Origin of the sequence: Enterobacter sp. 01-M-02-SI-ECC (assembly GCF_047530595.1) — a bacterium.
Taxonomy (GTDB): Bacteria; Pseudomonadota; Gammaproteobacteria; order Enterobacterales; family Enterobacteriaceae; genus Enterobacter; species Enterobacter cloacae_M.
Genome location: NZ_JBLKCZ010000032.1, coordinates 1 through 23,761 on the forward strand (window position 1 = coordinate 1; position 23,761 = coordinate 23,761).

The window sequence follows — 23,761 nt, forward strand, 5'->3', positions numbered from 1 at the left end:
ATATCAAATAACTTTCTTAGTCAAAAAATTAAGTAAGTTATTAACTATTTCCTGCCCATTCCCTCTGGTTTGATATTGAAAATATACCCACTTAATAGATAGCCATCTTTCCGTTTGTGTTGCCTTATCATATTGATTTTATTGATTTTATTGATTTTATTGGTTTTTTGCAATGGCCAAATCTAATTTGGTGGCACTGAGATCACATTATTATGTACTCATAATTGATAAATAGTCCGCTCCTAGCACTTGTCGGTCTGATGACCCTGACCCGAAATCCTGCGCCATTCAGAAACAGAATTCCGGCATGATCTACACTCCCTGAACGGAGGTGGTGCCGATGAAAAAATCACGATTCACCGAAGAGCAGATTGTTTTTGCCCTCAAACAGGCTGAACTGGGGATGTCCGTGCCGGACGTCTGTCGCAAACTGGGTATTTCCGATGCCACGTTTTATACGTGGCGCAAGAAATACGGTGATATTTCGCCCTCTGAGCTGAAGCACATGCGCCAGCTTGAGGAAGAGAACCTCAGGCTGAAGAAGCTGGTTGCCGATCTGAGCCTCGACAAGGCCATGCTGCAGGATGTGCTGGCAAAAAAGAACTGACGCTGGCACGCCTGCGTGAATGGGTCCGGGACCTGCAGGCACGCTACGGGGCCAGCGAGCGGCAGGTCTGCTTTGCGCTACGGATCAGCCGCAGCTCTTTCCGCTACCGTTCTGTGGCGGCAGACGACAGCGCGCTCCGCCTTCGTATCAGGGAGATCACCGAAACCCGGGTCCACTATGGCTACCGCAGGGTTCACGTTATGCTCAGGCGGGAGGGCTGGCGCGATAATCATAAACGCATTTACCGGCTCTATCGCGAGCAGGGGCTGTCCCTGCGTCTCAAGCGTCCGCGTCGGAATAAATCGGCCCAGCGGCGACAGCCCCAGCCTCAGGGGCTTTATCCGAATCATGTCTGGGGCATGGATTTTGTTTCTGACGCCCTGTTTGACGGGCGTCGGTTACGCCTGCTGACGGTCATTGACCTCTACACGCGCGAATGTCTGGGGATCTGCGTGGGCCAGAATCTGCGCTCAACGGAGGTTGCCGAAATGCTGAACAGTATTGCGCTCAGACGCCCCTTGCCGCAGTTACTGAAAACCGATAACGGCTCTGAATTTGCAGGGATAATGCTGGACAAATGGGTGTATGAACGAGGGATCCGAATAGACTTCTCACGGCCGGGAACACCGACGGACAATGCCACGGTGGAGTCGTTCAACGGCAGGCTGCGACAGGAATGTCTGAACGAGAACTGGTTCATGTCCCTGGAGGACGCACGGTGCAAAATCGAGGCCTGGCGCATACACTATAATCAGAGGCGTCCCCATTCTGCGCTGGGATGGATGACCCCGTCCGAATTTGCAGAAAAATCTGTCGATTGCCAGAATATGCAGCCAACATGAAGCCGGTTATTCCTGATTATGACTGGAGCATATTCGGGGTCAGGGTCACTGACATTTAAAGCCTCATTCATCGCGGCACTAAAGTCGGGGTCGTCATTAGTTATCCGTCACCCTACTAACCTCATTCCTTTCATACCGCCCTCAACCATACTTCCACGATCAGCAGCCATCACAAAATCAGCCCACCACTGCATCATGGGCCGCCGCTGCTCAAGATAATCACTGCGGTTATAGGCACGACGGACCTCATTCTTATCTACATGCGCAAGGGCCGCCTCAATAACATCAGGTGGGAAGCCTTGTTCATTTAGGGCTGTACTGGCGATAGATCTCAGACCGTGTGAAACGAGCACCCCACCAAAACCTGCGCGTTTCAGCGATGCGTTAACGGTCTGACTGTTCATCGGCTGGTTTGGCTTGATGCGGCTGGGAAAGATAAATTCTCGATTTCCACTTAACGGCTTCATCATCTCCAATATCGCAATCGCTTCATCTGACAATGGAACAGTATGGTCACGGTTCATTTTCATGCGTGCTGCAGGAATCTTCCACTCTCGCGCTTCTATGTCTACCTCTTCCCAGCGAGCTTCAGCCGCTTCGGCAGGGCGGGTAATAGTAAGAAGTTGCCACATGAACAGGCAGCGTGTGGAAAGGCTAATGCTGGCTGTTCGCATTGTCTGCATCAGTTGAGGTAGCTGGTCCGGTCGAATGCTGGGCATGTTCTTTTTCTGAGGCTTCTCGAAGGCTTTACCGATATTAACGCTGGGAACAGCATCAATCAGCCCTGTGTTTTGGGCATAGATCATGACCTCATTAATGCGTTGGCACAGTCGACGAACGGTTTCCAGTGCTCCTCTGGCCTGAACAGGTTGAACGGCCTGAACCAGTGTGTGAGCTTTAATATCTGTAACGCTAACGTCCCCAATTGCAGGAAAGACATCTCTCTCAAGAGAGCGCCAGATATCTTCTGCATAGTCCACTGTCACGCTTGCTTTCTTCACATTCCACCAACGTTCAGCTACGAGCTGGAAAGTATTGGTTTTGGCTTCAATTGAACTGCGCAGTTGTTCCTGCTGATGTTCCTGGGGATCAATTTGTTTCGCCAGAAGAGAGCGGGACTCTGCCCGATAGTTTCGGGCATCGGCAAGGGTAACTGACGGGTAGGGGCCTATGCTCTTCTTCGCACGTTTCTTAGTGACAGGGCGAATGTAGCGAAACTGCCAGATTTTACTTCCGCTGGATTTGATGAGTAGCTCAAGGCCATCACCATCATAGAGAACGTAGTCCGCTTCTTTGGGTTTGGCGGATTCGATTTCTTTAACGGATAGAGGTTTGGTTTGTCTTGCCATTGCTGGGTTTCCATAGTTTTAGGCACCTCAAAAACAATAAAGCTTTATGAGGTGCCTAACAAGGTGCCTAAAAGGTTCGGATTTAATTAGTTCTCTTCGGACTTCGCGGGACAAATTGAGGGCGCAAAAAAGCCCGCAGGGCTTGCGCCGTGCGGGCTCTTAGGACTTCATCGGATGACTCTGGTAATCACCGATGGAGAATTTTGGTGGAGCTGGCGGGAGTTGAACCCGCGTCCGAAATTTCTACATCCTCGGTACTACATGCTTAGTTTGTCTTTACATTCGCACGCCAGCTGCGGACAGACACGCCACTAACGAACTAGCCTGATTAGTTTTAACGCTTCAACCCCAGGCAGGGCTTCCACGCGATCTCTTTTGGGTTTGACCTCTCTTTGATCCCCGTCTTAAGAGCGGAAGCTAGGGAGAGAGGGCTCAGAGCAGGTTATTAAGCTGCTAAAGCGTAGTTTTCGTCGTTTGCGACTATTTTTTTGCGGCTTTTAACGAGGCAAACCGCCCCTCGGCATGCACCTTGGGTTTCGCAAATCCCGTCGAATCCAGAATCAGCCCCAATAGTGTTGAACTAAGTATACCAGATTTCACTTCCTGGATACCAGCCCGGAACGCTAACTTATTGAATAGTACAATAAGTGTGCAGAATCAACGTCCTGCGTTTTTCATAATGCGCGCTTTATCAAGCTGCCACTCGCGCTCTTTCAGGTCAGTACGTTTGTCGTGCTGTTTTTTACCTTTCGCGACGCCAACTTTCACTTTGCACCATGCGTTTTTCCAGTACAGCGACAGGGCTACCACGGTGAAACCTTCACGGTTGATGCGTCCGTAGAGGGATTCCAGCTCACGCTTGTTCAGCAGCAGCTTGCGGGTGCGCGTTGGGTCACACACGTAGTGTGAGGAGGCGACGGTCAGCGGCGTAAAGTTAGCGCCGAACAGGAAGGCTTCGCCATCTTTCAGGATCACGTAACTATCACCGATGTTGGCTTTCCCGGCGCGCAGCGATTTTACTTCCCAGCCCTGCAACGCAAGGCCAGCTTCGAATTCTTCTTCAATGAAATACTCGTGGCGAGCACGCTTGTTGAGCGCAATGGTCGCCGAGCCTGGTTTATGTGCTTTTTTCTTCGTCATAAGTGTCGTAAAGCCGTCGGTAATCTGATTTCAAAAAGTCACCTCATTGCGTCCTGTGAGGTCTAACGCGCTATCTTAGCACGAGATGAGGCTTAGCGTTTTTTTAACAGGTGATAAATGTTATTATTTGTCCGTTGTGTGACCATGGGAAATGCTATGCCTCAGATTAGCCGTACTGCGCTCGTGCCTTACAGCGCGGAACAAATGTATCAGTTAGTGAACGATGTTCAGTCTTATCCAGAATTTATTCCGGGATGCACCGGGAGCCGCGTTCTGGAGTCCGGCCCGACGCAGATGACCGCGGCGGTGGATGTCTCCAAAGCGGGGATCAGCAAGACGTTCACCACCCGTAATACGCTGACCAGCAATCAGAGTATTTTGATGCATCTGGTGGATGGTCCGTTTAAAACCCTGATGGGGGGCTGGAAGTTTACGCCGCTGAGCGCTGACGCCTGTCGCATCGAGTTCCAGCTGGACTTTGAATTTACCAATAAGCTGATTGAGCTGGCGTTTGGCCGCATCTTTAAAGAGCTGGCGTCCAATATGGTTCAGGCGTTCACCACCCGCGCCAAAGAGGTTTACAGTGTCGCATAAGATTGCTGTAGAAGTGGTCTACGCGCTGCCGGAGAAGCAGTATCTGCAGCGCGTGACGCTGGAAGAGGGGGCAACCGTTGAGGCGGCTATCCGCGCTTCCGGCATCCTTGAACTTCGCAGCGATATTGACCTGGCAAAAAATAAGGTGGGGATTTATAGCCGTCCGGTGAAGCTGGGTGATGTGCTGAAAGAGGGCGACCGGGTGGAGATTTATCGTCCGCTGATTGCCGACCCGAAAGAGCTGCGTCGTCAGCGTGCGGAGAAAGCGGGTAAGTAGCGTGTTTTCCCCTCACCCTGACCCTCTCCCCAAAGGGGCGAGCGGATAAAAGAAAAACAAAAAAGGTGCTCAATGAGCACCTTTTTGCATTTCTGACTTCTGATTACTTGGTCAGGGCAGGCTTGTTGTCGATGTTGGTCAACACACCGGCGCTGCTGAAGGTCAGCGTCAGGGTCTGCTGGGTCGCATCTTCGTGGCCCGGCTTCTGACGGAATACATAGAACCAGGTGTTAGTGCCGAACGGATCGGACATCATCGGGGTTCCCAGTGTATAAGCGACCTGCTGTTGTGTCATCCCCACACGGATTTTGGACACATCGTTAGGGGTAAGGTAGTTCCCCTGATTGATGTCAGGACGGTAAACCACTTTCTCCAGAGTGGAACAGCCTGCGGTCAACATCAGAAGAACCGCTGCGGCAGCGGTCAGCATTTTACAACGCATAGTGATTTGATTCCTTTTCGGGCCCGAGCAGAACGCGGCTCATATGTAATATGCCGATGATAATAGACCTTGCCCCACTTTGAAACCGGTCTGGCGGCGTTTTTGTTGTTCTGTATGACCCTGAGATCCCGAAAAAGTTTATGCTGCCAGCAGTTCTTTCGCGTTTGCGAGCGTGTTACGTGTAACTTCGCTGCCGCCGAGCAGGCGTGCCAGCTCCTGCAGACGCGCGCGTTTATCCAGCGGCTTCATATGCGTTTCGGTCATTTCTCCGTCGGTTTCTTTGCTGACGATAAAGTGATGATGACCACAGCCCGCGACCTGCGGCAGGTGGGTGACACACATCACCTGCGTTGATTCACCTAGCTGGCGCAGCAGTTTGCCCACTACTGCCGCCGTTGGGCCGCTGATGCCGACATCCACTTCATCGAAAATCAGCGCCGGGGTTTCCATTTTACGCGCGGTAATCACCTGAATCGCCAGTGCAATACGCGACAGTTCACCGCCGGATGCCACTTTGGAGATTGCCTGCAGCGGCTGCCCCGGGTTGGTAGTGACGCGGAACTCGATGCGGTCCGCACCTTCTGCCGTCAGGTGGTTCTCTTCAAAGCGAATATCGATGGTGAAGATACCGTGCGGCATCGCCAGCGTGTGCATGCTGTCGGTGATGTGCTGGCTTAGCTCCTGAGCGTAATGCTGACGGATTTCATGCAATTTTTGCGCTGTCGCCAGCGCCTGTTCATGATGCAGGTTCACCGCGAGAGAGAGGGTCTCCTGCGAGTCAGCCTGATCGTCAAGCTGCTGCTGTTCTTCCAGCAGAGACTGATAGAATTCTGGCAGCTCTTCCGGCGTGACGTGGTGCTTGCGCGCCAGTGAAATTTGACGGGAAATGCGCTGCTCCAGCTCAAACAGACGGTTCGGATCGAGATCCAGACGTTCACAGTAGTGGCGCAGTTCGTCACTGGCTTCGGAGATCTGAATCGCCGCTTCTTCCAGCATATCCAGGACGCCTGAAAGCTTGCTGTCCATGCCGACCAGTTCGGTAATGAGCTGGCGGACGTTATACAGCTGCCCTTGTAGGTTCACGTCTTCACCATCCGCCAGCAGGTTGAGCGCATTCTGGCTGGTTGAGAGCAGGTGACCGCTGTTCGCCAGGCGCTTGTACTCTTCGTCGATTTGCTCAAACTCACCCGGCTGCGGGTTGAATTCGTTCAGCTCTTTAAGCTGGTACGCAAGCAGCTCCGCACGTGCGGCGCGCTCCTGGCTTTGCTGCTGGTGCTGGGCAAGTTCACGGCAGCTCTGATGCCACTGGCGATAGTGTTCCGCCATAAGCTGAGTAAGCGCGTACTCACCCGCGTAGCCATCGAGCAGCGCTTTCTGCTGTTCAGGTTTGACGAGTTGCTGATGTGCGTGCTGACCGTGGATCTGGATAAGCAGCTGGCCGAGTTCGCGAAGCTGGGAGAGCGGGACCGCCGTGCCGTTGATAAAGCCACGTGAACGACCGTCGCTGCTGATCACGCGGCGAAGTAAACACTCACGTCCATCTTCAAGCTGGTTTTGCTCCAGCCAGCGCTGGGCTGCAGGGGTGTCTTTCAGGGAGAAGCGGGCGCACAGATCGGCACGGTTTGCGCCCATGCGCACCATGTCGCCCTCTGCGCGGCCGCCAAGGCACAAGCCGAGGGCATCAATGGCAATGGATTTACCTGCACCGGTTTCCCCGGTGATCGCCGTCATGCCGCTGTGGAAATCGATCTCAAGCTCACGAACAATGGCAAAGTTGCTGATGGTCAGTTGTGCCAGCATAATTGTTTTCCTGTATGAAAAACCATAACTGTGTTTTCATACAGTATAAACTGGTTTTTTATACAGTAAAGTACTGGATGCAAAATCAGAACAATTTTTTTGACCAGCCAAGCTTCGAGCTTAATGTGTTGAAATAGCTGTAATCTTTCGGGTGAATCAGATTAAGGTGGTAATCACACCGACGAATGAGAACATCTTCACCTTCCTGGATCGGTAGCGCTATCTGGCTGTCGCAGCTGATCTCCAGGTCGTTACGGCGGTGCGAGAAGCGCAGACGTATCGTGCTGTCGCCGTTGATGACCAGCGGACGGGCGGAGAGCGTGTGCGGGAACATCGGCACCAGGGTAATGGCATCCAGCGAGGGCGTCAGGATCGGGCCACCGGCAGAAAGCGAGTAGGCAGTTGAGCCGGTCGGAGTGGAGATAATCAGCCCGTCGGAACGCTGGGAGAAGGCAAAGATTTCGTCGATATAAACTTCGAACTCGATCATGTGCGCCACTTTTCCGGGGTGAAGAACCACCTCGTTAATCGCGGTGCTGATGCGCTTCTGGCAGTCCTGCTGGCACACCTGCGCTTCCAGTAAAAAGCGTTTTTCGCTGATATAGTGCCCTTCCAGCACGTCAGCCAGCTGCTGCTGCGCATTGTCCGGGTCGAGATCGGTTAAAAAGCCGAGATTGCCACGGTTGATGCCGATGACCTTAATGTCATAACGCGCCAGCGTGCGGGCCGCGCCGAGCATGTTGCCGTCGCCGCCCACCACCACGGCGAGATCGGCCTGTTGGCCAATTTCCGCCAGCGTGCCGGTTTTGACGCTCTTCAGCTGCAGCTCCTGCGCAATCTGCTGCTCGACCATCACTTCATAGCCTTTGCTACACAACCAGCGATACAACATTTCATGTGTCGTTAGTGCGGTAGGGTGACGCGGATGCCCGACGATCCCAATACACCTGAAATGATTATTCATTTTCTGGAGGTCCTTGTGCCTGATGAATGATGACAATCTGTCTTGTTCCCTTGAATCCCGGAAACTGATCCCCATAATAAGCGAAGTTAGCGAGATGAATGCAGAAAAACGCGGAGAAATTCATGAGTAGTAAAGAACAGAAAACGCCTGAGGGGCAAGCCCCTGAAGAAATTATCACGGAACAGCATGATGAAGTTGAGGCTGTAGAGCCAGACGCATCTGCTGAGCAGGTGGACCCGCGCGATGAAAAAATTGCGAATCTGGAAGCCCAACTGGTAGAAGCGCAGAATCGCGAACGCGATGGTGTTCTGCGCATCAAGGCGGAAATGGAAAACCTGCGTCGCCGTACCGAGCAGGACGTTGAGAAGGCGCATAAATTTGCGCTGGAGAAATTCGTCAACGAACTGCTGCCGGTAATTGATAGCCTCGATCGCGCGCTGGAAGTGGCTGACAAAGCGAATCCGGACAACGCGGCGATGATCGAAGGTATCGAGCTGACGCTGAAATCCATGCTCGGCGTGGTGCGTAAGTTTGGCGTGGAAGTGATTGCCGACACCGACGTACCGCTGGATCCAAACGTTCACCAGGCGATTGCGATGGTGGAGTCCGAAGAGGTGGAAGCCGGTAAGGTGCTGGGCGTGATGCAGAAAGGTTACACCCTGAACGGGCGTACCATTCGCGCGGCGATGGTGACCGTGGCGAAAGCGAAAGCATAATTCGCTATCCGTAGTGCCGGGTGGCGGCGTTCGCCTCACCCGGCCTACAGCCTTACTCCGCGATGCTTTCGCGCAGGGGTTTAACGGGCAGGACTTTCACCTGCTTAATCATATTGTCCTGCACGTCCAGGATATCAATATCGTACTGCTCAATGCGCACCCGCGTGCCCGCCGCCGGGATCTCTTCCAGCGCTTCCAGAATCATCCCGTTAATCGTGCGAGCCTCATCTTCCGGCAAATGCCAGTTAAAGGCTTTGTTGAGTTCACGAATGTTCGCGCTACCGTCAATCAGCACCGAGCCGTCGTTTTGCGGGGTGACCTCTTCCGCGAGGGAAGGCGACATTGACGTGGTAAAGTCTCCGACAATCTCTTCCAGAATATCTTCGACCGTCACCAGCCCCTGAATGTCGCCGTACTCATTGACTACCAGGCCGACCTTCTTCTTGTTGCGCTGGAATTTCACCAGCTGCGTGCTGAGCGGGGTTCCTTCCGGCACGTAGTAAATCTCGTCGGCGGCGCGCAGCATCACTTCTTTGGTGAACTCTTTTTTCTCGGTCATCAGACGGTAGGCTTCGCGCACGCGCAGCATGCTGATGGCGTCATCCAGCGAGTCACGGTAAAGCACAATACGCCCGTGCGGGGAGTGCGTCAGCTGGCGGACGATGGCTTTCCAGTCGTCATTGATGTCGATACCGACGATTTCATTACGCGGCACCATGATGTCGTTCACGCTCACCTTTTCCAGATCCAGCACCGACAGGAGCATGTCCTGATTGCGCCGGGAGATCTGCGAGCGGGATTCATTCACGATGGTGCGCAGCTCCTCTTTGCTGAGCGCGCTGCTGATGGTGACATCGGCTTTGATTCCCACCATGCGCATCAGTACGCGCGTCACCATGTTCAGCAGCCAGACCAGGGGCATCATCAGGATCTGCAGCGGTGCCAGCAGGAAGCTGCTCGGGTAAGCGACTTTCTCCGGGTAAAGCGCGGCGATGGTTTTCGGCAGCACTTCGGCAAACACCAGCACCACGAACGTCAGCACGCCGGTGGCAATTGCCACCCCGGCGTTGCCGTACAGGCGCATCCCGACGATAGTGCCGAGGGCTGAGGCAAGAATGTTGACAAGGTTGTTGCCGATGAGCACCAGGCTTATCAGGCGATCCGGCTTGCGGAGCAGTTTTTCAACGCGGCGCGCGGCACGATTACCCTGTTTAGCACGATGACGTAACCGGTAGCGGTTTAGGGTCATCATGCCGGTTTCCGAGCCGGAGAAATAGGCGGAGATGACCACCATGACGATCAGGATAACGATCAGCGTGGTGGTAGAGATGTGTTCCAGGGGGAACTCCTTTTGTTACTTAGCCAGCAAATTGCTGTATGAAGCGGCTGCCAAAATAGGCAAGGGTGAGAATGCCCGCACCCGCGACGTTGAACCAGACCACGCGACGACCGCGCCAGCCTTCATGATAATGGCCCCATAACAGGACAATATAGACAAACCACGCGATGATAGAGAGCACCGCTTTATCGATATTCTCCACGCTGAACAGGTTCTTCATGTAAAACAGGCCCGTGCAGAGCGTGAGCGTCAGCAGCACCACACCCACCTGGGTGATGTGAAACATCTTTCGCTCAATGACCATCAGCGGCGGCATTTCATGGTTAAACGCCAGCTTTTTGTTTTTCAGCTGGTAGTCAATCCAGGCGAGCTGCATGGCGTAAAGCGCGGCGATAATCAGCGTCGCGTAGGCAAAGAGCGACAGGCCGATATGCACCAGCATCCCCGGCGTCGCCTCCAGATGCGTAATGAACTCATTAGGCATAAAGGTGGCGAGGGCCAGATTGATCAGCGCGAAGGTATAGACAATCGGCAGCAGCAGCCAGCCGCGATTTTTAGACGCGACGATGGTCATTACCGTACAGATCATCAGGCTGACCAGCGAGCCGACGTTGAGGACGCTCAGGTTTTGCACGCTGCCGTCGCCGGGGATAATGCGTGATTCCAGCGCAAAGGCGTGGCTAATCAGTGCGATCACCGCCGAAAGAATAGCCATGCGCCGCCAGCCGCTGTTTTTTTGCAGCAGTCCGGGAATAATCAGCGCGAGGCTGACAGAGTAGGCAACAAGGGCGATCAGTGCGAAAACAGGCATATAGGCATCGACAGTTGTCTTAATAAGAAAGAGAAGCAGTATAACGTTACGTGACGCCTGCTCCAACCGTTGCATAACAACAAAGGCGCCTTCATGTTATACTCCGGCAAAATTCTGTGTATGTGTCGCTCAATGCGGCCCAACGTTTCTACTCAGGCGAGAGACAATGTTTGATAATTTAACCGATCGTTTGTCGCGCACGCTGCGCAACATCAGCGGCCGCGGACGCCTTACTGAAGAGAACATCAAGGAAACGCTGCGCGAAGTGCGCATGGCGCTGCTGGAAGCAGACGTGGCGTTGCCGGTTGTTCGTGATTTTATCAACCGCGTAAAAGAGAAGGCGGTTGGTCATGAAGTTAACAAGAGCCTGACCCCGGGTCAGGAGTTCGTCAAAATCGTTCGTAATGAACTGGTTTCGGCGATGGGCGAAGAGAACCAGGTGCTTAACCTGGCGGCTCAGCCGCCGGCCGTGGTGCTGATGGCGGGCCTGCAGGGTGCAGGTAAAACGACCAGCGTCGGTAAGCTGGGTAAATTCCTGCGTGAAAAGCACAAGAAGAAAGTGCTGGTGGTCTCTGCGGACGTCTATCGCCCGGCGGCGATCAAACAGCTGGAAACCCTGGCTGAGCAGGTCGGCGTAGATTTCTTCCCGTCCGACGTGGCGCAGAAGCCTGTCGACATCGTTAACGCGGCGCTGAAAGAAGCGAAGCTGAAATTCTACGACGTGCTGCTGGTGGATACCGCCGGTCGTCTGCACGTTGACGAAGCGATGATGGACGAGATCAAGCAGGTGCATGCCTCTATCAACCCGGTAGAGACCCTGTTCGTTGTCGATGCCATGACCGGTCAGGATGCGGCGAATACCGCAAAAGCGTTTAACGAAGCGCTGCCGTTAACCGGCGTGGTGCTGACCAAAGTGGACGGTGACGCCCGCGGCGGTGCGGCGCTCTCCATTCGTCACATCACCGGTAAGCCGATTAAATTCCTCGGGGTGGGCGAGAAAACTGAAGCGCTCGAGCCGTTCCACCCGGATCGTATTGCCTCCCGTATCCTCGGCATGGGCGACGTGCTGTCGCTGATCGAAGATATCGAGAGCAAGGTTGACCGCGCGCAGGCCGAGAAGCTGGCCAGCAAGCTGAAAAAAGGTGACGGTTTCGATCTCACCGATTTCCTTGAGCAGCTGCGTCAGATGAAAAATATGGGCGGCATGGCCAGCCTGATGGGCAAACTGCCGGGCATGGGCCAGATCCCTGACAACGTGAAAGCGCAGATGGATGACAAGGTGCTGGTGCGTATGGAGGCGATCATCAACTCGATGACCCTCAAGGAGCGCGCTAACCCGGATATCATCAAAGGTTCCCGTAAACGCCGTATCGCAGCCGGTTGCGGCATGCAGGTGCAGGACGTTAACCGCCTTCTGAAACAGTTCGACGACATGCAGCGCATGATGAAGAAAATGAAGAAAGGCGGCATGGCGAAGATGATGCGCGGCATGAAAGGCATGATGCCACCCGGTTTTCCAGGGCGTTAATCGCTTTTGAGATTGCTTTTTGCCCGAAAATGAGTAAAATTTTCGGGCTTTTAATATGACACCCGGGCTCCGTTCCTCGATGGGGCCCGGTTGTTTTATTCACACAAGAGGATGTTATGGTAACTATTCGTTTAGCTCGTCACGGCGCTAAAAAGCGTCCGTTCTACCAGGTTGTTGTAACTGACAGCCGTAATGCACGCAACGGTCGCTTCATCGAGCGCGTTGGTTTCTTCAACCCACTGGCCGCTGGCGCAGAAGAAGAAACTCGTCTGGATCTGGATCGTATCGCTCACTGGGTTGGCCAGGGCGCTACTGTTTCCGATCGCGTTGCTACGCTGATCAAAGCAGCAAACAAAGCAGCTTAATCTGTCACGGTGGTCATGATGAGCAATAAAGCACCTGTTGAACCGATCGTATTGGGAAAAATGGGTTCTTGCTACGGTATCCGTGGTTGGCTCAGAGTGTTTTCCTCCACTGAAGACGCTGATAGCATTTTTGATTACCAGCCCTGGTTTATCCAGAAAGGCGGTAAGTGGGAAGAGGTCGAGCTGGAAAGCTGGCGTCACCACAATCAGGACATCATCATCAAGCTGAAAGGCGTTGACGATCGTGATGCTGCGAATGCACTGACTAATTGTGAAATTGTCGTGGATTCGTCGCAGTTGCCACAGCTGGAAGAGGGCGACTACTACTGGAAAGACCTTATGGGTTGTCAGGTAGTCACTACCGAAGGCTACAGCCTGGGGAAAGTCATCGATATGATGGAAACCGGGTCAAATGACGTTCTCGTCATCAAGGCAAACCTGAAAGATGCATTTGGCATCAAGGAGCGGTTGGTTCCGTTCCTCGATGGACAGGTTATCAAGAAAGTCGATCTCACTACTCAAACCATTGAAGTAGATTGGGATCCTGGTTTTTAAATTCTCCGGATAAACGGTAAAAGACGGCGCTATGTGGATTGGCATAATTAGCCTGTTTCCTGAAATGTTCCGCGCGATTACCGATTACGGGGTAACTGGCCGGGCAGTAAAGAATGGCCTGCTGAGCATCCAGAGCTGGAGTCCTCGTGACTTTACTCATGACCGGCACCGTACCGTGGACGATCGTCCTTACGGCGGCGGACCGGGGATGCTAATGATGGTGCAACCCTTACGGGACGCCATTCACACAGCAAAAGCCGCGGCAGGTGAAGGCGCAAAGGTGATTTATCTTTCACCTCAGGGACGCAAGCTTGATCAAGCGGGCGTGAGCGAACTGGCGACGAATCAAAAGCTGATTCTGGTCTGTGGGCGCTACGAAGGGATAGATGAGCGCGTAATTCAAACCGAGATTGACGAAGAATGGTCTATCGGGGATTACGTTCTCAGCGGTGGTGAGTTACCCGCAATGACGCTGATTGACTCCGTCGCCCGGTTCATTCCGGGGGTTCTGGGCCATGAAGCTTCGGCAACGGAAGATTCCTTTGCCGATGGGTTGCTGGACTGTCCACACTATACTCGTCCTGAAGTGTTAGAAGGGATGGAAGTACCGGCGGTGTTACTGTCTGGAAACCATGCCGAGATACGTCGCTGGCGTTTGAAGCAGTCGCTGGGCCGAACCTGGCTTAGAAGACCTGAACTTCTGGAAAACCTGGCTCTGACTGAAGAGCAAGCAAAGTTGCTGGCCGAGTTCAAAACAGAACACGCGCACCAGCAGCATGAACATGATGGGAATGCGTAATACACTCCCGAATATCAGTTTACCCAGGATAAGAGATTAAATTATGAGCAACATTATTAAGCAACTTGAACAAGAGCAGATGAAGCAGGACGTACCTTCCTTCCGTCCAGGTGACACCGTGGAAGTGAAAGTATGGGTTGTTGAAGGTTCCAAAAAACGTCTGCAGGCATTCGAGGGCGTGGTTATCGCTATTCGTAACCGCGGTCTGCACTCTGCATTCACTGTTCGTAAAATTTCCAACGGCGAAGGCGTTGAGCGTGTCTTCCAGACTCACTCTCCGGTAGTTGACAGCATTGCTGTTAAACGTCGTGGTGCTGTACGTAAAGCTAAACTGTACTACCTGCGTGAGCGTACTGGTAAGTCTGCTCGTATTAAAGAGCGTCTGAACTAAGATTCGCTTAAGCGACATCCTGTTAGAAAGGGCTGGCCGAAAGGCTGGCCTTTTTTTATCCCTGCGCATTTCTCACGTTAACCCTTTTGTCATAAATCATTTACAATGCTTGCCTCTTGAATGGAGGGGAAGTGGATAACGTACTGCATCAGCCTAACCGGAAACGCGCAGCGGCATTGACCGCGCTGTTTGCGATCCTGCTGATCGTGGTAGCGCCGCTTATCTCCGTCTCCTTGCAGAAAGATCCCATGAGCGCCATGCCGGGCATGCATCATGACATGAGCATGATGTCGATGGACGAGCATCACGGCGATATGCCGCACACGATGCCTGTCGACCATGCGGAAGCGTGCGGCTACTGCGTGCTGTTAGCGCATGTCCCTGGCGTGATGCTGGCGCTGATCGTCCTGCTCAGCGCGGTGCTGCAGAGGCTTCGCGTTAAGCCGCCGCGCCAGGCGGTCAGTCACTGGCACTTTTTCCCCTGGCTTTACCCTGATACCCGCGCGCCGCCGCGGCAGTCTGCTTTTTCCCTTTAAAAAATAAATCGATAACTTACTGCCTTAAAAAGGAAAAGTATGACTACCTGCACTCCGCGCGCGGCATGGGGAAACCTGCTGCGTCGCCTCCATTTCTACGTCGGGATTTTTGTTGGTCCGTTTATCTTCTTTGCCGCGCTGACCGGTACGCTATATGTGGCGACTCCACAGCTGGAGAATGCGCTCTACCGGCACGCGCTCCACACGAATTCCGTAGGCGAGCTGCAGCCGCTGGCGGAGCAAATCGCCGTGGCGGAAAAAACCGTTGGCTCAGATTTGCATTTGCACGCCGTGCGTCCGGGGCTGGCTGAAGGCGAAACTACCCGCGTGATGTTTGCTGACCCGACGCTTGGGCCATCGGAGAACCGGGCTATTTTTATTGATCCGGTAAGCCTGGCGGTGCTGGGAGATATGACGGTATACGGCACCAGCGGGATTTTACCGCTGCGTCAGACCATTGATTATCTGCATACCTCTCTGATGCTGGGCGACGTGGGTCGACTCTACAGCGAGCTTGCCGCCTCCTGGATGTGGGTTGCCGCGCTGGGCGGTATTGCCCTGTGGTTTTATACCCGACCCAAACGGCGGATCAACAATCGCTTCCAGAATCGTCGTCGTCTGCACGTGACGCTGGGCTGGAGTCTGCTGGGCGGAATGTTGCTGTTCTCGGCAACCGGCCTGACATGGTCTCAATGGGCAGGCGGGAACGTCGATAAGCTGCGGGCAGAGATGAACTGGCTCACCCCGCAGGTGAACACGACGCTTTCCGGCCAACAGGAGATCGTGGATGAGCATGCCGAACATCGCGGTCATCACGGTGGGATGATGATGCCGGAAATGGCGATGGATTTGACGCAGTTTGACGGGGTATTAAGCGCGGCGCGTAACGCGGGGATTAATGCCAGCAAGCTGGAGATCCGCCCGGCGAAAACAATGGATCGTGCCTGGACCGTGACGGAAATCGATCGCAGCTGGCCGACCCAGGTGGACGCCGTTGCGGTAGATCCCCATACGATGCAGGTCCTGGACAGAACCCGTTTCGAGGATTTCCCGTTAATGGCAAAACTGACCCGCTGGGGCGTGGATTTCCATATGGGGATCTTATTCGGGTTGGTGAATCAACTGCTGCTGGTGGCGTTCGGCCTCGCCCTGTGCGTGCTCATCATTTGGGGTTACCGGATGTGGTGGATGCGTCGTCCGGCACGGTCGGCAGTGAGTCCGGTACAGACGCTTTGTCAGAGCTGGCTGGCGCTGTCAGGATGGGGAAGAGGGGTTACGGTGGTAATCAGCATACTGCTGGGGCTGGCCTTGCCGGTCATGGGCATGAGTCTGGCGCTGTTTGTTCTGGTGGACTGGCTGCGCTGGCGAGCGGCAACCAGGGTGACGCTCGCCGAATCCTCCGCTAAATAACCCTATGGCGTGCTGATCACCACTGCGACGCGGCGGTTTTCAGCGCGCCCTTGCGGGGTACTGTTGCTCGCAACCGGGTATTTTTGACCTAACCCCCGCGTGGTGAGATTGCTGCGCGGGATATTTGCGCCCTTCGCCCAGGCATCGGCCACGGCATTGGCGCGTTTTAACGACAGCGCTTCGTTGTAGCTTTCTTCCCCGTAATTATCCGTGTGACCGTCCATTCGCGCGTGGTTCAGGCCGGTTTCCGCCAGGCGAGAGGCCATGGACTGGATCTGCGTTTCACTTTCCGGGCGCAGTCTGGCGTCATTTTTATCAAACAGGATGGTGTCCGACATGCCAAGCGACCAGTCACCGTTCAGTTCGTTAAAACCGTAAGACTTCATCGCCGAAATTTGCTCAGGAGTAAATTTACCTTCCGGCGGCGACTGACAGCCTGCCAGAACCAGTGAGGCCAGAACTATCGGCGCGAAGTAACGTTTTAACATAGTGTATCCCTTCTAACTTGTTGTTTTCGTACGCTGGTTTTTCACCTGGTACATGTTGCGGTCAGCCCTCTCCAGTAATGCTTCCACGGAAGCATTTTCCCACGCCAGAGCAAAGCCAATGCTGAGTGACATCGATGCTTTTTGTCCGTTATGAAGATCAAACGGACGGATAAACTGCTGCGATAGCGCAGCACAAATATGTTGAACCTCAAGTTCAGAGTGCACGCCGTACAGCACCATGGCAAATTCGTCCCCGCCAAGACGGTAAGACTGATGACGTTTGTCGCCAAACTCCATCATCCTACTGGCGACTTCGATCAGCACGCAGTCTCCTGCCGCGTGGCCCCAGGTGTCGTTAATAAACTTAAAGTTATCACCGTCGAGGAAGAGCAGGGCCGAGTTCGTTTTGGCAGAAGGGTCGTTCATTAAGGCCGCAATGCTGTTACGAAACGCCGCGCGGTTGGCAAGACCGGTGAGCGGGTCGTGCATGGCGGTACGCAGCAGCTGGGCGTTTTTCGCCTGGAGCTTGAGTTGCCACTCCTCCATCTCATCCAGAAGGCTGTTGAAGTCCTCACCAAACTGGTGAAACTCTTCGATACGCCCATCTTTCACCCGGCGGGAGAAGTTGCGGTTTGTGCGTACATCATGCACGACGTCGGTAATGTTCTGCAGGGCCATAACCATCCCACGATGCAAAGACTGGGTAATGATAAGCGCGACGACGGCGGCAAAGAGAATGCAGCCGGTCAGAACGGCAAACGACATCCAGATGAAATGGCCGATCAGACTGTCACGCGCGGTAAGGCGAATTTCGCCGATCGTTGCGCCGTTATGCATGATGGGCTGCGCAACCGGTACGGGGAAAAGCCAGCGGCTGACCAGTGCGCCCAGCGTATCGTTGTTGTCCTCCGGGTTCCACGACCAGTAGGCAAACCGCTTTTTATGCGCGTTAATAACCTCGGCCACGGCAAACTGGCCCTGTTTGCCCAGGGCGGCCAGCGTTTCGTTGGCCGCCAGCGAGTCGTTGAACACCAGCGACGCTTCCAGGCTGTGGCTCATTGTTGCGCCGGTTAATTCGAGATTCTTTTGCGCGTATTGTTTTAACGTCACGACGGAAGCAAAACAGAGCAGCAGCCATATTAACGTCATCGTGATGATGACGCTTATCATGCTGTTTCGCCTCAACGTTCTTTTAAACGTCGGACGTGGCGTTGAAGTGAAATCTTTATCCATGCTGCTTATTCCGTGCAAGCATTAATACATCCGGATTGACTCTTACGCCACTGCGCGTCAATGCATCCAGGTTGACGGCGAACCGTACCTGGCCGCGATCGATTATCAGGCAAAAGGCACTGCCAATTACACATTCCGGATTTTGCTCTGAGATTAATAGCAACGCTCTGCCCTGATATTGACTTATTAATTCAAGTTGTTTTGCCGGTGATTCAGACCCGAAATAGATCGCATCGCACGTCGCGGCCAGGGCTTCCTGATCGTTACGTACAATAACGGGAGTATAAGGTAACTCGCTATGCCCCTCATCGCCGCTGAGGGCGTGCGTATAGTGAGAAGTGGCGTAGATGCAGAGTTTAGGCTGCCCGGAAAGTGACGGCCATCGCGTATAGCTCACAATGCCTGAGACAATCGAGCGTACCGATTTATCCGTTTCCGTAAGCGTGCCTGCCGCCGCAGGGCCCACCATAAGGAACAGCGTTAGCACCAGAGTGAGTCGGAAAAAAGAGATCAAGAATAAATTTCTCACCAGAATCCGCCACATCGCTCTGGAAATAGATGTCCTTAAGAGTTGCGGGCAGAATACCATTGTTTATCAGGGCCGTCATTATGTCAGAAATAGCATGAGGCCGACCTAAGCTAAATCCTACTGTTGTTTATTTTCCGGTGGATGAAATTAGATTAATTCAGTCTGCTGGAGCGCATACTTTCATCCATCCCTTGCTGCCATGACGCACGCAGTTTGGCCGCATTTTCGGCTGTATCGCAACTGGCAGGGAAAGATTTGCCGGCTAATCCCCAGGCGTGAATAAACCCTTCTTCGCAGACTTTTTTCTGACCGTCAGCATAGCCGCGAAGATATTCGCTACGATCAACGTGTGTGTCGTTAAAACTATCGGCCAGGGCCTGGTTATCTTTAACCGGCAGGCCATTCATGGCGTCTTCTTTACCTGCATCAAACCAGGATGGGCTGGTCCAGTCGGGCTGGAAGGTATAAGGATTGATCTGACAGCCGGTTAAAAACAGCGACAACAGCGCGAGAGCAATTGAACGCATAGCCATTCTCCTTTTTTCTTCAGCATAGCCTGGCTAAAGAAAACCTGTCTGTAATTTAAAGTTTACGTTTTTATCGGCTTATTTTTTTGCAATAAATTGGCATGTGTAAAGTAATGTGTACGTATTTTGGATTGAAATGTTTACTTTTTATGGTATCGTGGTTTCACCTCATTGAGGAATACAACTATCGCAAACGAGCTTTACAGGATCGCCATCATGCAAAAAGACGCGCTGAACAACGTACATATCACTGACGAACAGGTGTTAATCACTCCGGATCAACTGAAAGCGGAATTTCCGCTGAGCGTTGCGCAGGAGGCTCAGATCGAGCACTCTCGCCAGACCATTTCTGACATTATCGCCGGCCGCGATCCGCGCCTGCTGGTGGTATGCGGTCCTTGCTCCATTCACGATCCTGAAACCGCCATAGAATATGCTCGTCGATTTAAAGCGTTAGCGGAGGAGGTCAGCGATAGCCTCTATCTGGTGATGCGCGTCTATTTTGAGAAGCCACGTACGACCGTCGGCTGGAAAGGGTTGATTAACGATCCGCACATGGATGGCTCGTTTGATGTGGAAGCAGGCCTGAAGATTGCGCGTCGCCTTCTGGTGGAGCTGGTCAGCATGGGGCTGCCGCTGGCAACCGAAGCGCTGGACCCGAACAGCCCGCAGTACCTGGGCGATCTGTTCAGCTGGTCGGCGATTGGTGCGCGTACCACAGAATCGCAAACCCACCGCGAGATGGCGTCTGGCCTGTCGATGCCGGTTGGCTTTAAAAACGGTACCGATGGCAGCCTGGCGACGGCAATCAACGCCATGCGCGCTGCTGCGATGCCGCACCGTTTTGTCGGTATCAACCAGGCGGGCCAGGTATGCCTCCTGCAAACGCAGGGCAACCCGGACGGCCATGTGATCCTGCGCGGCGGGAAAGCACCTAACTACAGCCCAGCGGACGTGGCGCAGTGTGAAAAAGAGATGGAGCAGGCGGGACTGCGCCCGGCACTGATGGTAGATTGCAGCCATGGTAATTCAAATAAAGATTACCGTCGCCAGCCTGCGATTGCGGAATCCGTGATCGCACAGATCAAAGATGGCAACCGTTCGATTATTGGTCTGATGATTGAGAGCAACATTCATGAAGGCAATCAGTCATCGGAACAACCGCGTAGCGCAATGAAGCACGGCGTCTCCGTGACGGATGCCTGCATCAGCTGGGAAACCACCGATGCGCTGCTGCGTGAGATCCACAAAGATTTGAACGGCCAGCTGGCGACGCGTCTGGCTTAAGAGGTTAGTTATGGTTGCTGAATTGACCGCACTGCGCGATCAAATTGATGAAGTGGATAAGGCGCTGCTGGACCTGCTGGCGCGCCGCATGGCGCTGGTTGCCGAAGTCGGTGAGGTGAAAAGCAAATACGGCCTGCCGATTTACGTCCCGGAGCGCGAAGCCTCAATGCTGGCCTCCCGTCGTAAAGAGGCGCAGGCGCTGGGCGTTTCTCCGGACTTGATTGAAGATGTTCTGCGTCGCGTGATGCGGGAATCCTATTCCAGCGAAAACGACAAAGGCTTTAAAACCCTCTGCCCGTCCCTGCGGCCGGTGGTGATTGTCGGCGGTGCGGGACAGATGGGGCGTCTGTTCGAAAAAATGCTGACGCTTTCTGGGTATCAGGTGCGCATTCTGGAAAAAGAGGACTGGGCGCAGGCGCCGGAACTCATGAAGGATGCCGGGATGGTTATCGTCAGCGTGCCGATCCACGTGACGGAGCAGATCGTCGGAAAGCTTCCTCCTTTACCGAAAGACTGTATCCTGGTGGATCTGGCCTCCGTCAAAAATGGTCCGCTGCAGGCGATGCTGGCTGCGCATACCGGCCCGGTTCTGGGTCTGCACCCGATGTTTGGACCGGACAGCGGCAGCCTGGCTAAGCAGGTGGTGGTTTACTGCGACGGTCGTCAGCCGGAAGCCTATCAGTGGTTCCTGGAACAGATTCAGGTATGGGGCGCGCGACTGCACCGCATCAGCGCGGTCGAGCACGATCAGAACATGGCGTTCATTCAGGCGCTGCGCCACTTTGCGACGTTTGCCTACGGTCTGCATCTGGCGGAAGAGAACGTGCAGCTTGAACAGCTGCTGGCGCTCTCTTCACCTATCTATCGTCTGGAGCTGGCGATGGTTGGGCGCCTGTTTGCTCAGGACCCGCAGCTTTACGCGGACATTATTATGTCCTCCGAGAACAACCTGGCGCTCATCAAGCGCTACTATCAGCGCTTTGGTGAAGCCATTACGTTGCTGGAGCACGGAGACAAGCAGGCGTTTATCGACAGTTTCCGCAAGGTCGAGCACTGGTTTGGCGATTACGCGCAGCGTTTCCAGAGTGAAAGCCGGACGTTGTTGCGCCAGGCAAATGACAGTCGCCAGTAATGCGATGATGTATATACTGAAAGCCAGCATTGCTGGCTTTTTTTATTTTGGGGGATTGTCATGGCCGAACCGCAGCTGCTGTTGAATTACACCGGGCATCTGCCTGAATGCCCGACGTGGAGCGCAGAAGAGCACGCGCTCTACTGGGCTGATATTCTGGAAGGGGAGATCCACCGTTACCATCTGCCAACGGCGGAACACACCGTGCTTTCTTTTCACGAGGAGGTGGGCTGTTTCGCGCTGCGAGAGCAGGGTGGTTTTATCGTTGCGATGCGAACGGGTATCTGGCTGACCGATAAACACGGCCTGCTGCGCCGCAAGGTGTGCGATAACCCCTCTAACCCGCAGCTCGCACGTTTTAACGACGGCGGCACCGATTCTCTGGGGCGATTCTATGCGGGCACGTTTTGGGGGCCGGGAGATTACAACGGTGCCCTGCTGATGCGCATCGACAACGACCTGACGCCGAAAGTGATCCAGTGCGATATTCACGGCCACAACGGCTTAGCGTTTAGCCCGGATAATCAATGGATGTTTACTTCTGATACGCCAAATGGCGTTATTTACCGAACGCCGCTTGATGAGCAGGGCGAACCCGGCAGGCGCGAGGTGTTTCGTCAGTTTAAAGAGGGCGAAGGGATACCGGACGGCGCGGCCATGGATGTGGAAGGCTGCTACTGGAGCGCGCTGTTTGACGGCTGGCGTATTGCGCGTTTTTCTCCGCAAGGGGAGCAGCTGGAAGAATACCGCATGCCGGTGCGTTGCCCGACGATGGTCTGCTTTGGCGGCGATGACATGAAAACGCTGTTTATTACCACCACGCGGGAAAATATGGATGCGGACGAGGTGGCGAAGTATCCGCTCTCCGGCGGCATCTTCACCCTGCCGGTGAGCGTGGCAGGGAAGAAGAAAAGCCGATTCATCGAACGTTAAGCCGGGTCAACCGGGACCACGTTCTCGCTCGGATAGCAGCCCAGCACTTTCATGGAGCGCGTGATCTCGCCCAGTTCGCGCAGGGCTTTCTGCATGGAAGCAGATTCCAGGTTGGCCTGGATATCAAGATAAAACATCTCTTCCCATGGGTTACCGTGGATTGGGCGTGATTCCAGCCTGGTCATGATCAGGTTGTGATTACGCAGCACCAGCAGGGCTTCAACCAGCGCACCGGCCTGTTGGCCGGTCGCCATCAGCAGCGTGGTTTTGGCCGGCACCTGGTCAGACACATTGATTGCCTTGCGTGCCAGCACCACGAAACGGGTGATATTTTGCGTCTGGTTCGCCAGGTTGCGTTCCAGCACCTGTAAACCATACAGCGCCCCGCCTGCTTCGCTGCCGAGCGCGGCGACGGTTGGGGAGTTAGCCTGCGCCACTTTTTCCATCGCCGCCGAGGTGCTTTCGGTGTACTCAATTTTCCAGTTCGGATAGCGGTTCAGGAACTGGCTGCACTGCTGGAACGGCTGTGGATGACTGTAGACCGTTTCGATCTTGCTCAGGTCGGTTGATCCGGCGACCAGCACGCAGTGATCGATAGGGATCGTCAGCTCGCCAACCAGCGACAGGCTGGTGTGCTGCAGCAAATCGTAAACGTCGTTGATAGCGCCGGAGCTGGTGTTTTCAATCGGTACGACGGCGTAATCCGCCTGGCCGGTCTCAACCTGATTAAATATGTCGGCAAACTTCGCGCAGCCGCTCTCAATAAATTCTTCGAAATGGCGTGCGGCATACTGACGGGCGGCCAGGTGAGAATAAGAGCCTTTCGGACCGAGGAAGGCGATACGCGCAGAGTGCGGATTGGTTTTGTTCAGATGCTGCTGGAGTAACGCTTGCTGAGTGAGAACGGAGTCTTCGATGATGAGCTGGAACAACCGGGTGATGTAGTGGGCATCGAGGTGATGCGCTTTGCCGAGCTGAATAAGACGTTCCAGCAGATCGCGCTCGCGGTCGATATCTCGTACCGGGCGATGGGAGTCCAGCTTGGCTTTGCCCACTTCAACGGCAAGCGCGCGGCGTTCGGCCAGCAGCGCCAGCAGTTTCTCATCCAGCGCGCTGATTTTTACTCGCAGATCCAGTAACGGGTTTTCCGGTGTCATAGTGTTGTCT

General features: G+C 54.1%; 26 protein-coding genes and 1 other RNA gene. 14 read left to right on the forward strand and 13 right to left on the reverse strand.

The features are described from left to right. Positions 1-340: 340 nt before the first annotated feature. Positions 341-1,449 (forward strand): IS3 family transposase gene (locus ACMWLG_RS23115; RefSeq protein ID WP_101677551.1). Its coding sequence is split into 2 segments (ribosomal slippage): positions 341-602 and positions 602-1,449, totalling 1,110 coding nucleotides; the frame shifts between segments, so codons are not numbered across the junction. 107 nt (positions 1,450-1,556) lie between these two features. On the opposite strand, the gene ACMWLG_RS23120 is transcribed toward ACMWLG_RS23115, so the two are convergent. The 3 genes from ACMWLG_RS23120 to smpB form a co-directional block, all read right to left on the reverse strand. Continuing rightward, positions 1,557-2,798, reverse strand: coding sequence for an integrase (locus ACMWLG_RS23120; RefSeq protein WP_032642877.1), 1,242 nt, complete (start codon positions 2,796-2,798; stop codon positions 1,557-1,559). 204 nt (positions 2,799-3,002) lie between these two features. Then, positions 3,003-3,366, reverse strand: a transfer-messenger RNA (tmRNA) gene (gene ssrA / locus ACMWLG_RS23125). Between the two features lie 89 nt (positions 3,367-3,455). Continuing rightward, the gene (gene smpB, locus ACMWLG_RS23130; protein WP_008502505.1) at positions 3,456-3,938 is read right to left on the reverse strand and encodes an SsrA-binding protein SmpB; all 483 of its coding nucleotides are present in this window, start codon (positions 3,936-3,938) and stop codon (positions 3,456-3,458) included. 156 nt (positions 3,939-4,094) lie between these two features. Here smpB and ACMWLG_RS23135 point away from each other — a divergent pair, with 156 nt between their 5' ends. Next, positions 4,095-4,532, forward strand: coding sequence for a type II toxin-antitoxin system RatA family toxin (locus tag ACMWLG_RS23135; protein WP_024908332.1), 438 nt, complete (start codon positions 4,095-4,097; stop codon positions 4,530-4,532). Next, positions 4,522-4,809 (forward strand): RnfH family protein, encoded by a 288-nt coding sequence (locus ACMWLG_RS23140; protein ID WP_023308884.1) that lies wholly within the window; start codon positions 4,522-4,524, stop codon positions 4,807-4,809. Before ACMWLG_RS23135 ends, ACMWLG_RS23140 begins: the two co-directional genes overlap by 11 nt. Before the next feature lie 103 nt (positions 4,810-4,912). Here ACMWLG_RS23140 and bamE read toward each other — a convergent pair whose 3' ends face one another. From bamE to nadK, 3 genes are all read right to left on the reverse strand, one after another. Beyond that, positions 4,913-5,251: an outer membrane protein assembly factor BamE gene (bamE, locus tag ACMWLG_RS23145; RefSeq protein WP_023308883.1), complete on the reverse strand. Its 339-nt coding sequence runs from the start codon at positions 5,249-5,251 to the stop codon at positions 4,913-4,915. Between the two features lie 138 nt (positions 5,252-5,389). Beyond that, positions 5,390-7,051 carry a DNA repair protein RecN gene (recN, locus tag ACMWLG_RS23150; RefSeq protein ID WP_045405297.1) on the reverse strand — a complete coding sequence of 554 codons (1,662 nt, stop codon included), beginning with the start codon at positions 7,049-7,051 and terminating at the stop codon, positions 5,390-5,392. A gap of 85 nt (positions 7,052-7,136) precedes the next feature. After that, positions 7,137-8,015 (reverse strand): NAD(+) kinase, encoded by an 879-nt coding sequence (gene nadK, locus ACMWLG_RS23155; protein ID WP_008502500.1) that lies wholly within the window; start codon positions 8,013-8,015, stop codon positions 7,137-7,139. A 122-nt stretch (positions 8,016-8,137) separates the two neighbouring features. Between nadK and grpE the strand changes: the two genes are divergently transcribed. Further along, the gene (gene grpE / locus ACMWLG_RS23160; RefSeq protein WP_045405293.1) at positions 8,138-8,731 is read left to right on the forward strand and encodes a nucleotide exchange factor GrpE; all 594 of its coding nucleotides are present in this window, start codon (positions 8,138-8,140) and stop codon (positions 8,729-8,731) included. A gap of 52 nt (positions 8,732-8,783) precedes the next feature. Here the strand turns inward: grpE and ACMWLG_RS23165 are convergent, their stop codons facing one another. Together ACMWLG_RS23165 and ACMWLG_RS23170 are read right to left on the reverse strand one after the other, a co-directional pair. Further along, entirely contained in the window at positions 8,784-10,070 is a 1,287-nt protein-coding gene (locus ACMWLG_RS23165) for an HlyC/CorC family transporter (RefSeq protein WP_025759264.1), read from the reverse strand. A gap of 19 nt (positions 10,071-10,089) precedes the next feature. Continuing rightward, positions 10,090-10,881: an inner membrane protein YpjD gene (locus ACMWLG_RS23170; RefSeq protein WP_032623031.1), complete on the reverse strand. Its 792-nt coding sequence runs from the start codon at positions 10,879-10,881 to the stop codon at positions 10,090-10,092. A gap of 166 nt (positions 10,882-11,047) precedes the next feature. Here ACMWLG_RS23170 and ffh point away from each other — a divergent pair, with 166 nt between their 5' ends. The 7 genes from ffh to ACMWLG_RS23205 all read left to right on the forward strand — a co-directional run bounded on the left by ffh (position 11,048) and on the right by ACMWLG_RS23205 (position 16,465). Further along, complete coding sequence (ffh, locus tag ACMWLG_RS23175) at positions 11,048-12,409, forward strand: signal recognition particle protein (protein ID WP_014884878.1); 1,362 nt, start codon at positions 11,048-11,050, stop codon at positions 12,407-12,409. Between the two features lie 116 nt (positions 12,410-12,525). Next, positions 12,526-12,774 carry a 30S ribosomal protein S16 gene (gene rpsP, locus ACMWLG_RS23180; RefSeq protein WP_003863133.1) on the forward strand — a complete coding sequence of 83 codons (249 nt, stop codon included), beginning with the start codon at positions 12,526-12,528 and terminating at the stop codon, positions 12,772-12,774. A gap of 15 nt (positions 12,775-12,789) precedes the next feature. After that, complete coding sequence (rimM, locus tag ACMWLG_RS23185) at positions 12,790-13,329, forward strand: ribosome maturation factor RimM (RefSeq protein ID WP_029741020.1); 540 nt, start codon at positions 12,790-12,792, stop codon at positions 13,327-13,329. Positions 13,330-13,360: 31 nt separating this feature from the next. Next, positions 13,361-14,128 (forward strand): tRNA (guanosine(37)-N1)-methyltransferase TrmD, encoded by a 768-nt coding sequence (gene trmD / locus ACMWLG_RS23190; protein WP_014832949.1) that lies wholly within the window; start codon positions 13,361-13,363, stop codon positions 14,126-14,128. Positions 14,129-14,171: 43 nt separating this feature from the next. Then, positions 14,172-14,519, forward strand: coding sequence for a 50S ribosomal protein L19 (gene rplS / locus ACMWLG_RS23195; RefSeq protein WP_002914145.1), 348 nt, complete (start codon positions 14,172-14,174; stop codon positions 14,517-14,519). 131 nt (positions 14,520-14,650) lie between these two features. Further along, entirely contained in the window at positions 14,651-15,055 is a 405-nt protein-coding gene (locus tag ACMWLG_RS23200) for a DUF2946 domain-containing protein (protein ID WP_023308877.1), read from the forward strand. A 39-nt stretch (positions 15,056-15,094) separates the two neighbouring features. Then, positions 15,095-16,465: a PepSY-associated TM helix domain-containing protein gene (locus ACMWLG_RS23205; protein ID WP_045405291.1), complete on the forward strand. Its 1,371-nt coding sequence runs from the start codon at positions 15,095-15,097 to the stop codon at positions 16,463-16,465. A 2-nt stretch (positions 16,466-16,467) separates the two neighbouring features. On the opposite strand, the gene ACMWLG_RS23210 is transcribed toward ACMWLG_RS23205, so the two are convergent. From ACMWLG_RS23210 to ACMWLG_RS23225, 4 genes are all read right to left on the reverse strand, one after another. Next, complete coding sequence (locus ACMWLG_RS23210) at positions 16,468-16,953, reverse strand: OmpA family protein (RefSeq protein ID WP_029741023.1); 486 nt, start codon at positions 16,951-16,953, stop codon at positions 16,468-16,470. A gap of 12 nt (positions 16,954-16,965) precedes the next feature. Beyond that, positions 16,966-18,186, reverse strand: a complete 1,221-nt coding sequence (dgcN, locus tag ACMWLG_RS23215) for a diguanylate cyclase DgcN (RefSeq protein ID WP_045405289.1) — start codon at positions 18,184-18,186, stop codon at positions 16,966-16,968. After that, on the reverse strand, positions 18,179-18,715 hold the full coding sequence (locus ACMWLG_RS23220; protein WP_047635145.1) for a YfiR family protein: 537 nt from the start codon (positions 18,713-18,715) through the stop codon (positions 18,179-18,181). Before ACMWLG_RS23220 ends, dgcN begins: the two co-directional genes overlap by 8 nt. Positions 18,716-18,867: 152 nt before the next feature. Next, the gene (locus ACMWLG_RS23225) at positions 18,868-19,242 is read right to left on the reverse strand and encodes a DUF2799 domain-containing protein (protein WP_023308872.1); all 375 of its coding nucleotides are present in this window, start codon (positions 19,240-19,242) and stop codon (positions 18,868-18,870) included. A 216-nt stretch (positions 19,243-19,458) separates the two neighbouring features. On the opposite strand from ACMWLG_RS23225, the gene aroF reads away from it, so the two are divergent. The 3 genes from aroF to ACMWLG_RS23240 are packed head-to-tail and all read left to right on the forward strand — an operon-like array spanning position 19,459 to position 22,594. Then, positions 19,459-20,529 (forward strand): 3-deoxy-7-phosphoheptulonate synthase AroF, encoded by a 1,071-nt coding sequence (gene aroF, locus ACMWLG_RS23230; protein WP_045405283.1) that lies wholly within the window; start codon positions 19,459-19,461, stop codon positions 20,527-20,529. Positions 20,530-20,539: 10 nt separating this feature from the next. Next, the gene (gene tyrA, locus ACMWLG_RS23235) at positions 20,540-21,661 is read left to right on the forward strand and encodes a bifunctional chorismate mutase/prephenate dehydrogenase (protein WP_023308870.1); all 1,122 of its coding nucleotides are present in this window, start codon (positions 20,540-20,542) and stop codon (positions 21,659-21,661) included. Between the two features lie 60 nt (positions 21,662-21,721). After that, positions 21,722-22,594, forward strand: a complete 873-nt coding sequence (locus tag ACMWLG_RS23240) for an SMP-30/gluconolactonase/LRE family protein (RefSeq protein ID WP_045405280.1) — start codon at positions 21,722-21,724, stop codon at positions 22,592-22,594. Here ACMWLG_RS23240 and pheA read toward each other — a convergent pair. Beyond that, positions 22,591-23,751, reverse strand: a complete 1,161-nt coding sequence (pheA, locus tag ACMWLG_RS23245) for a bifunctional chorismate mutase/prephenate dehydratase (protein ID WP_023308868.1) — start codon at positions 23,749-23,751, stop codon at positions 22,591-22,593. The genes ACMWLG_RS23240 and pheA overlap by 4 nt on opposite strands. Positions 23,752-23,761: the final 10 nt, after the last annotated feature.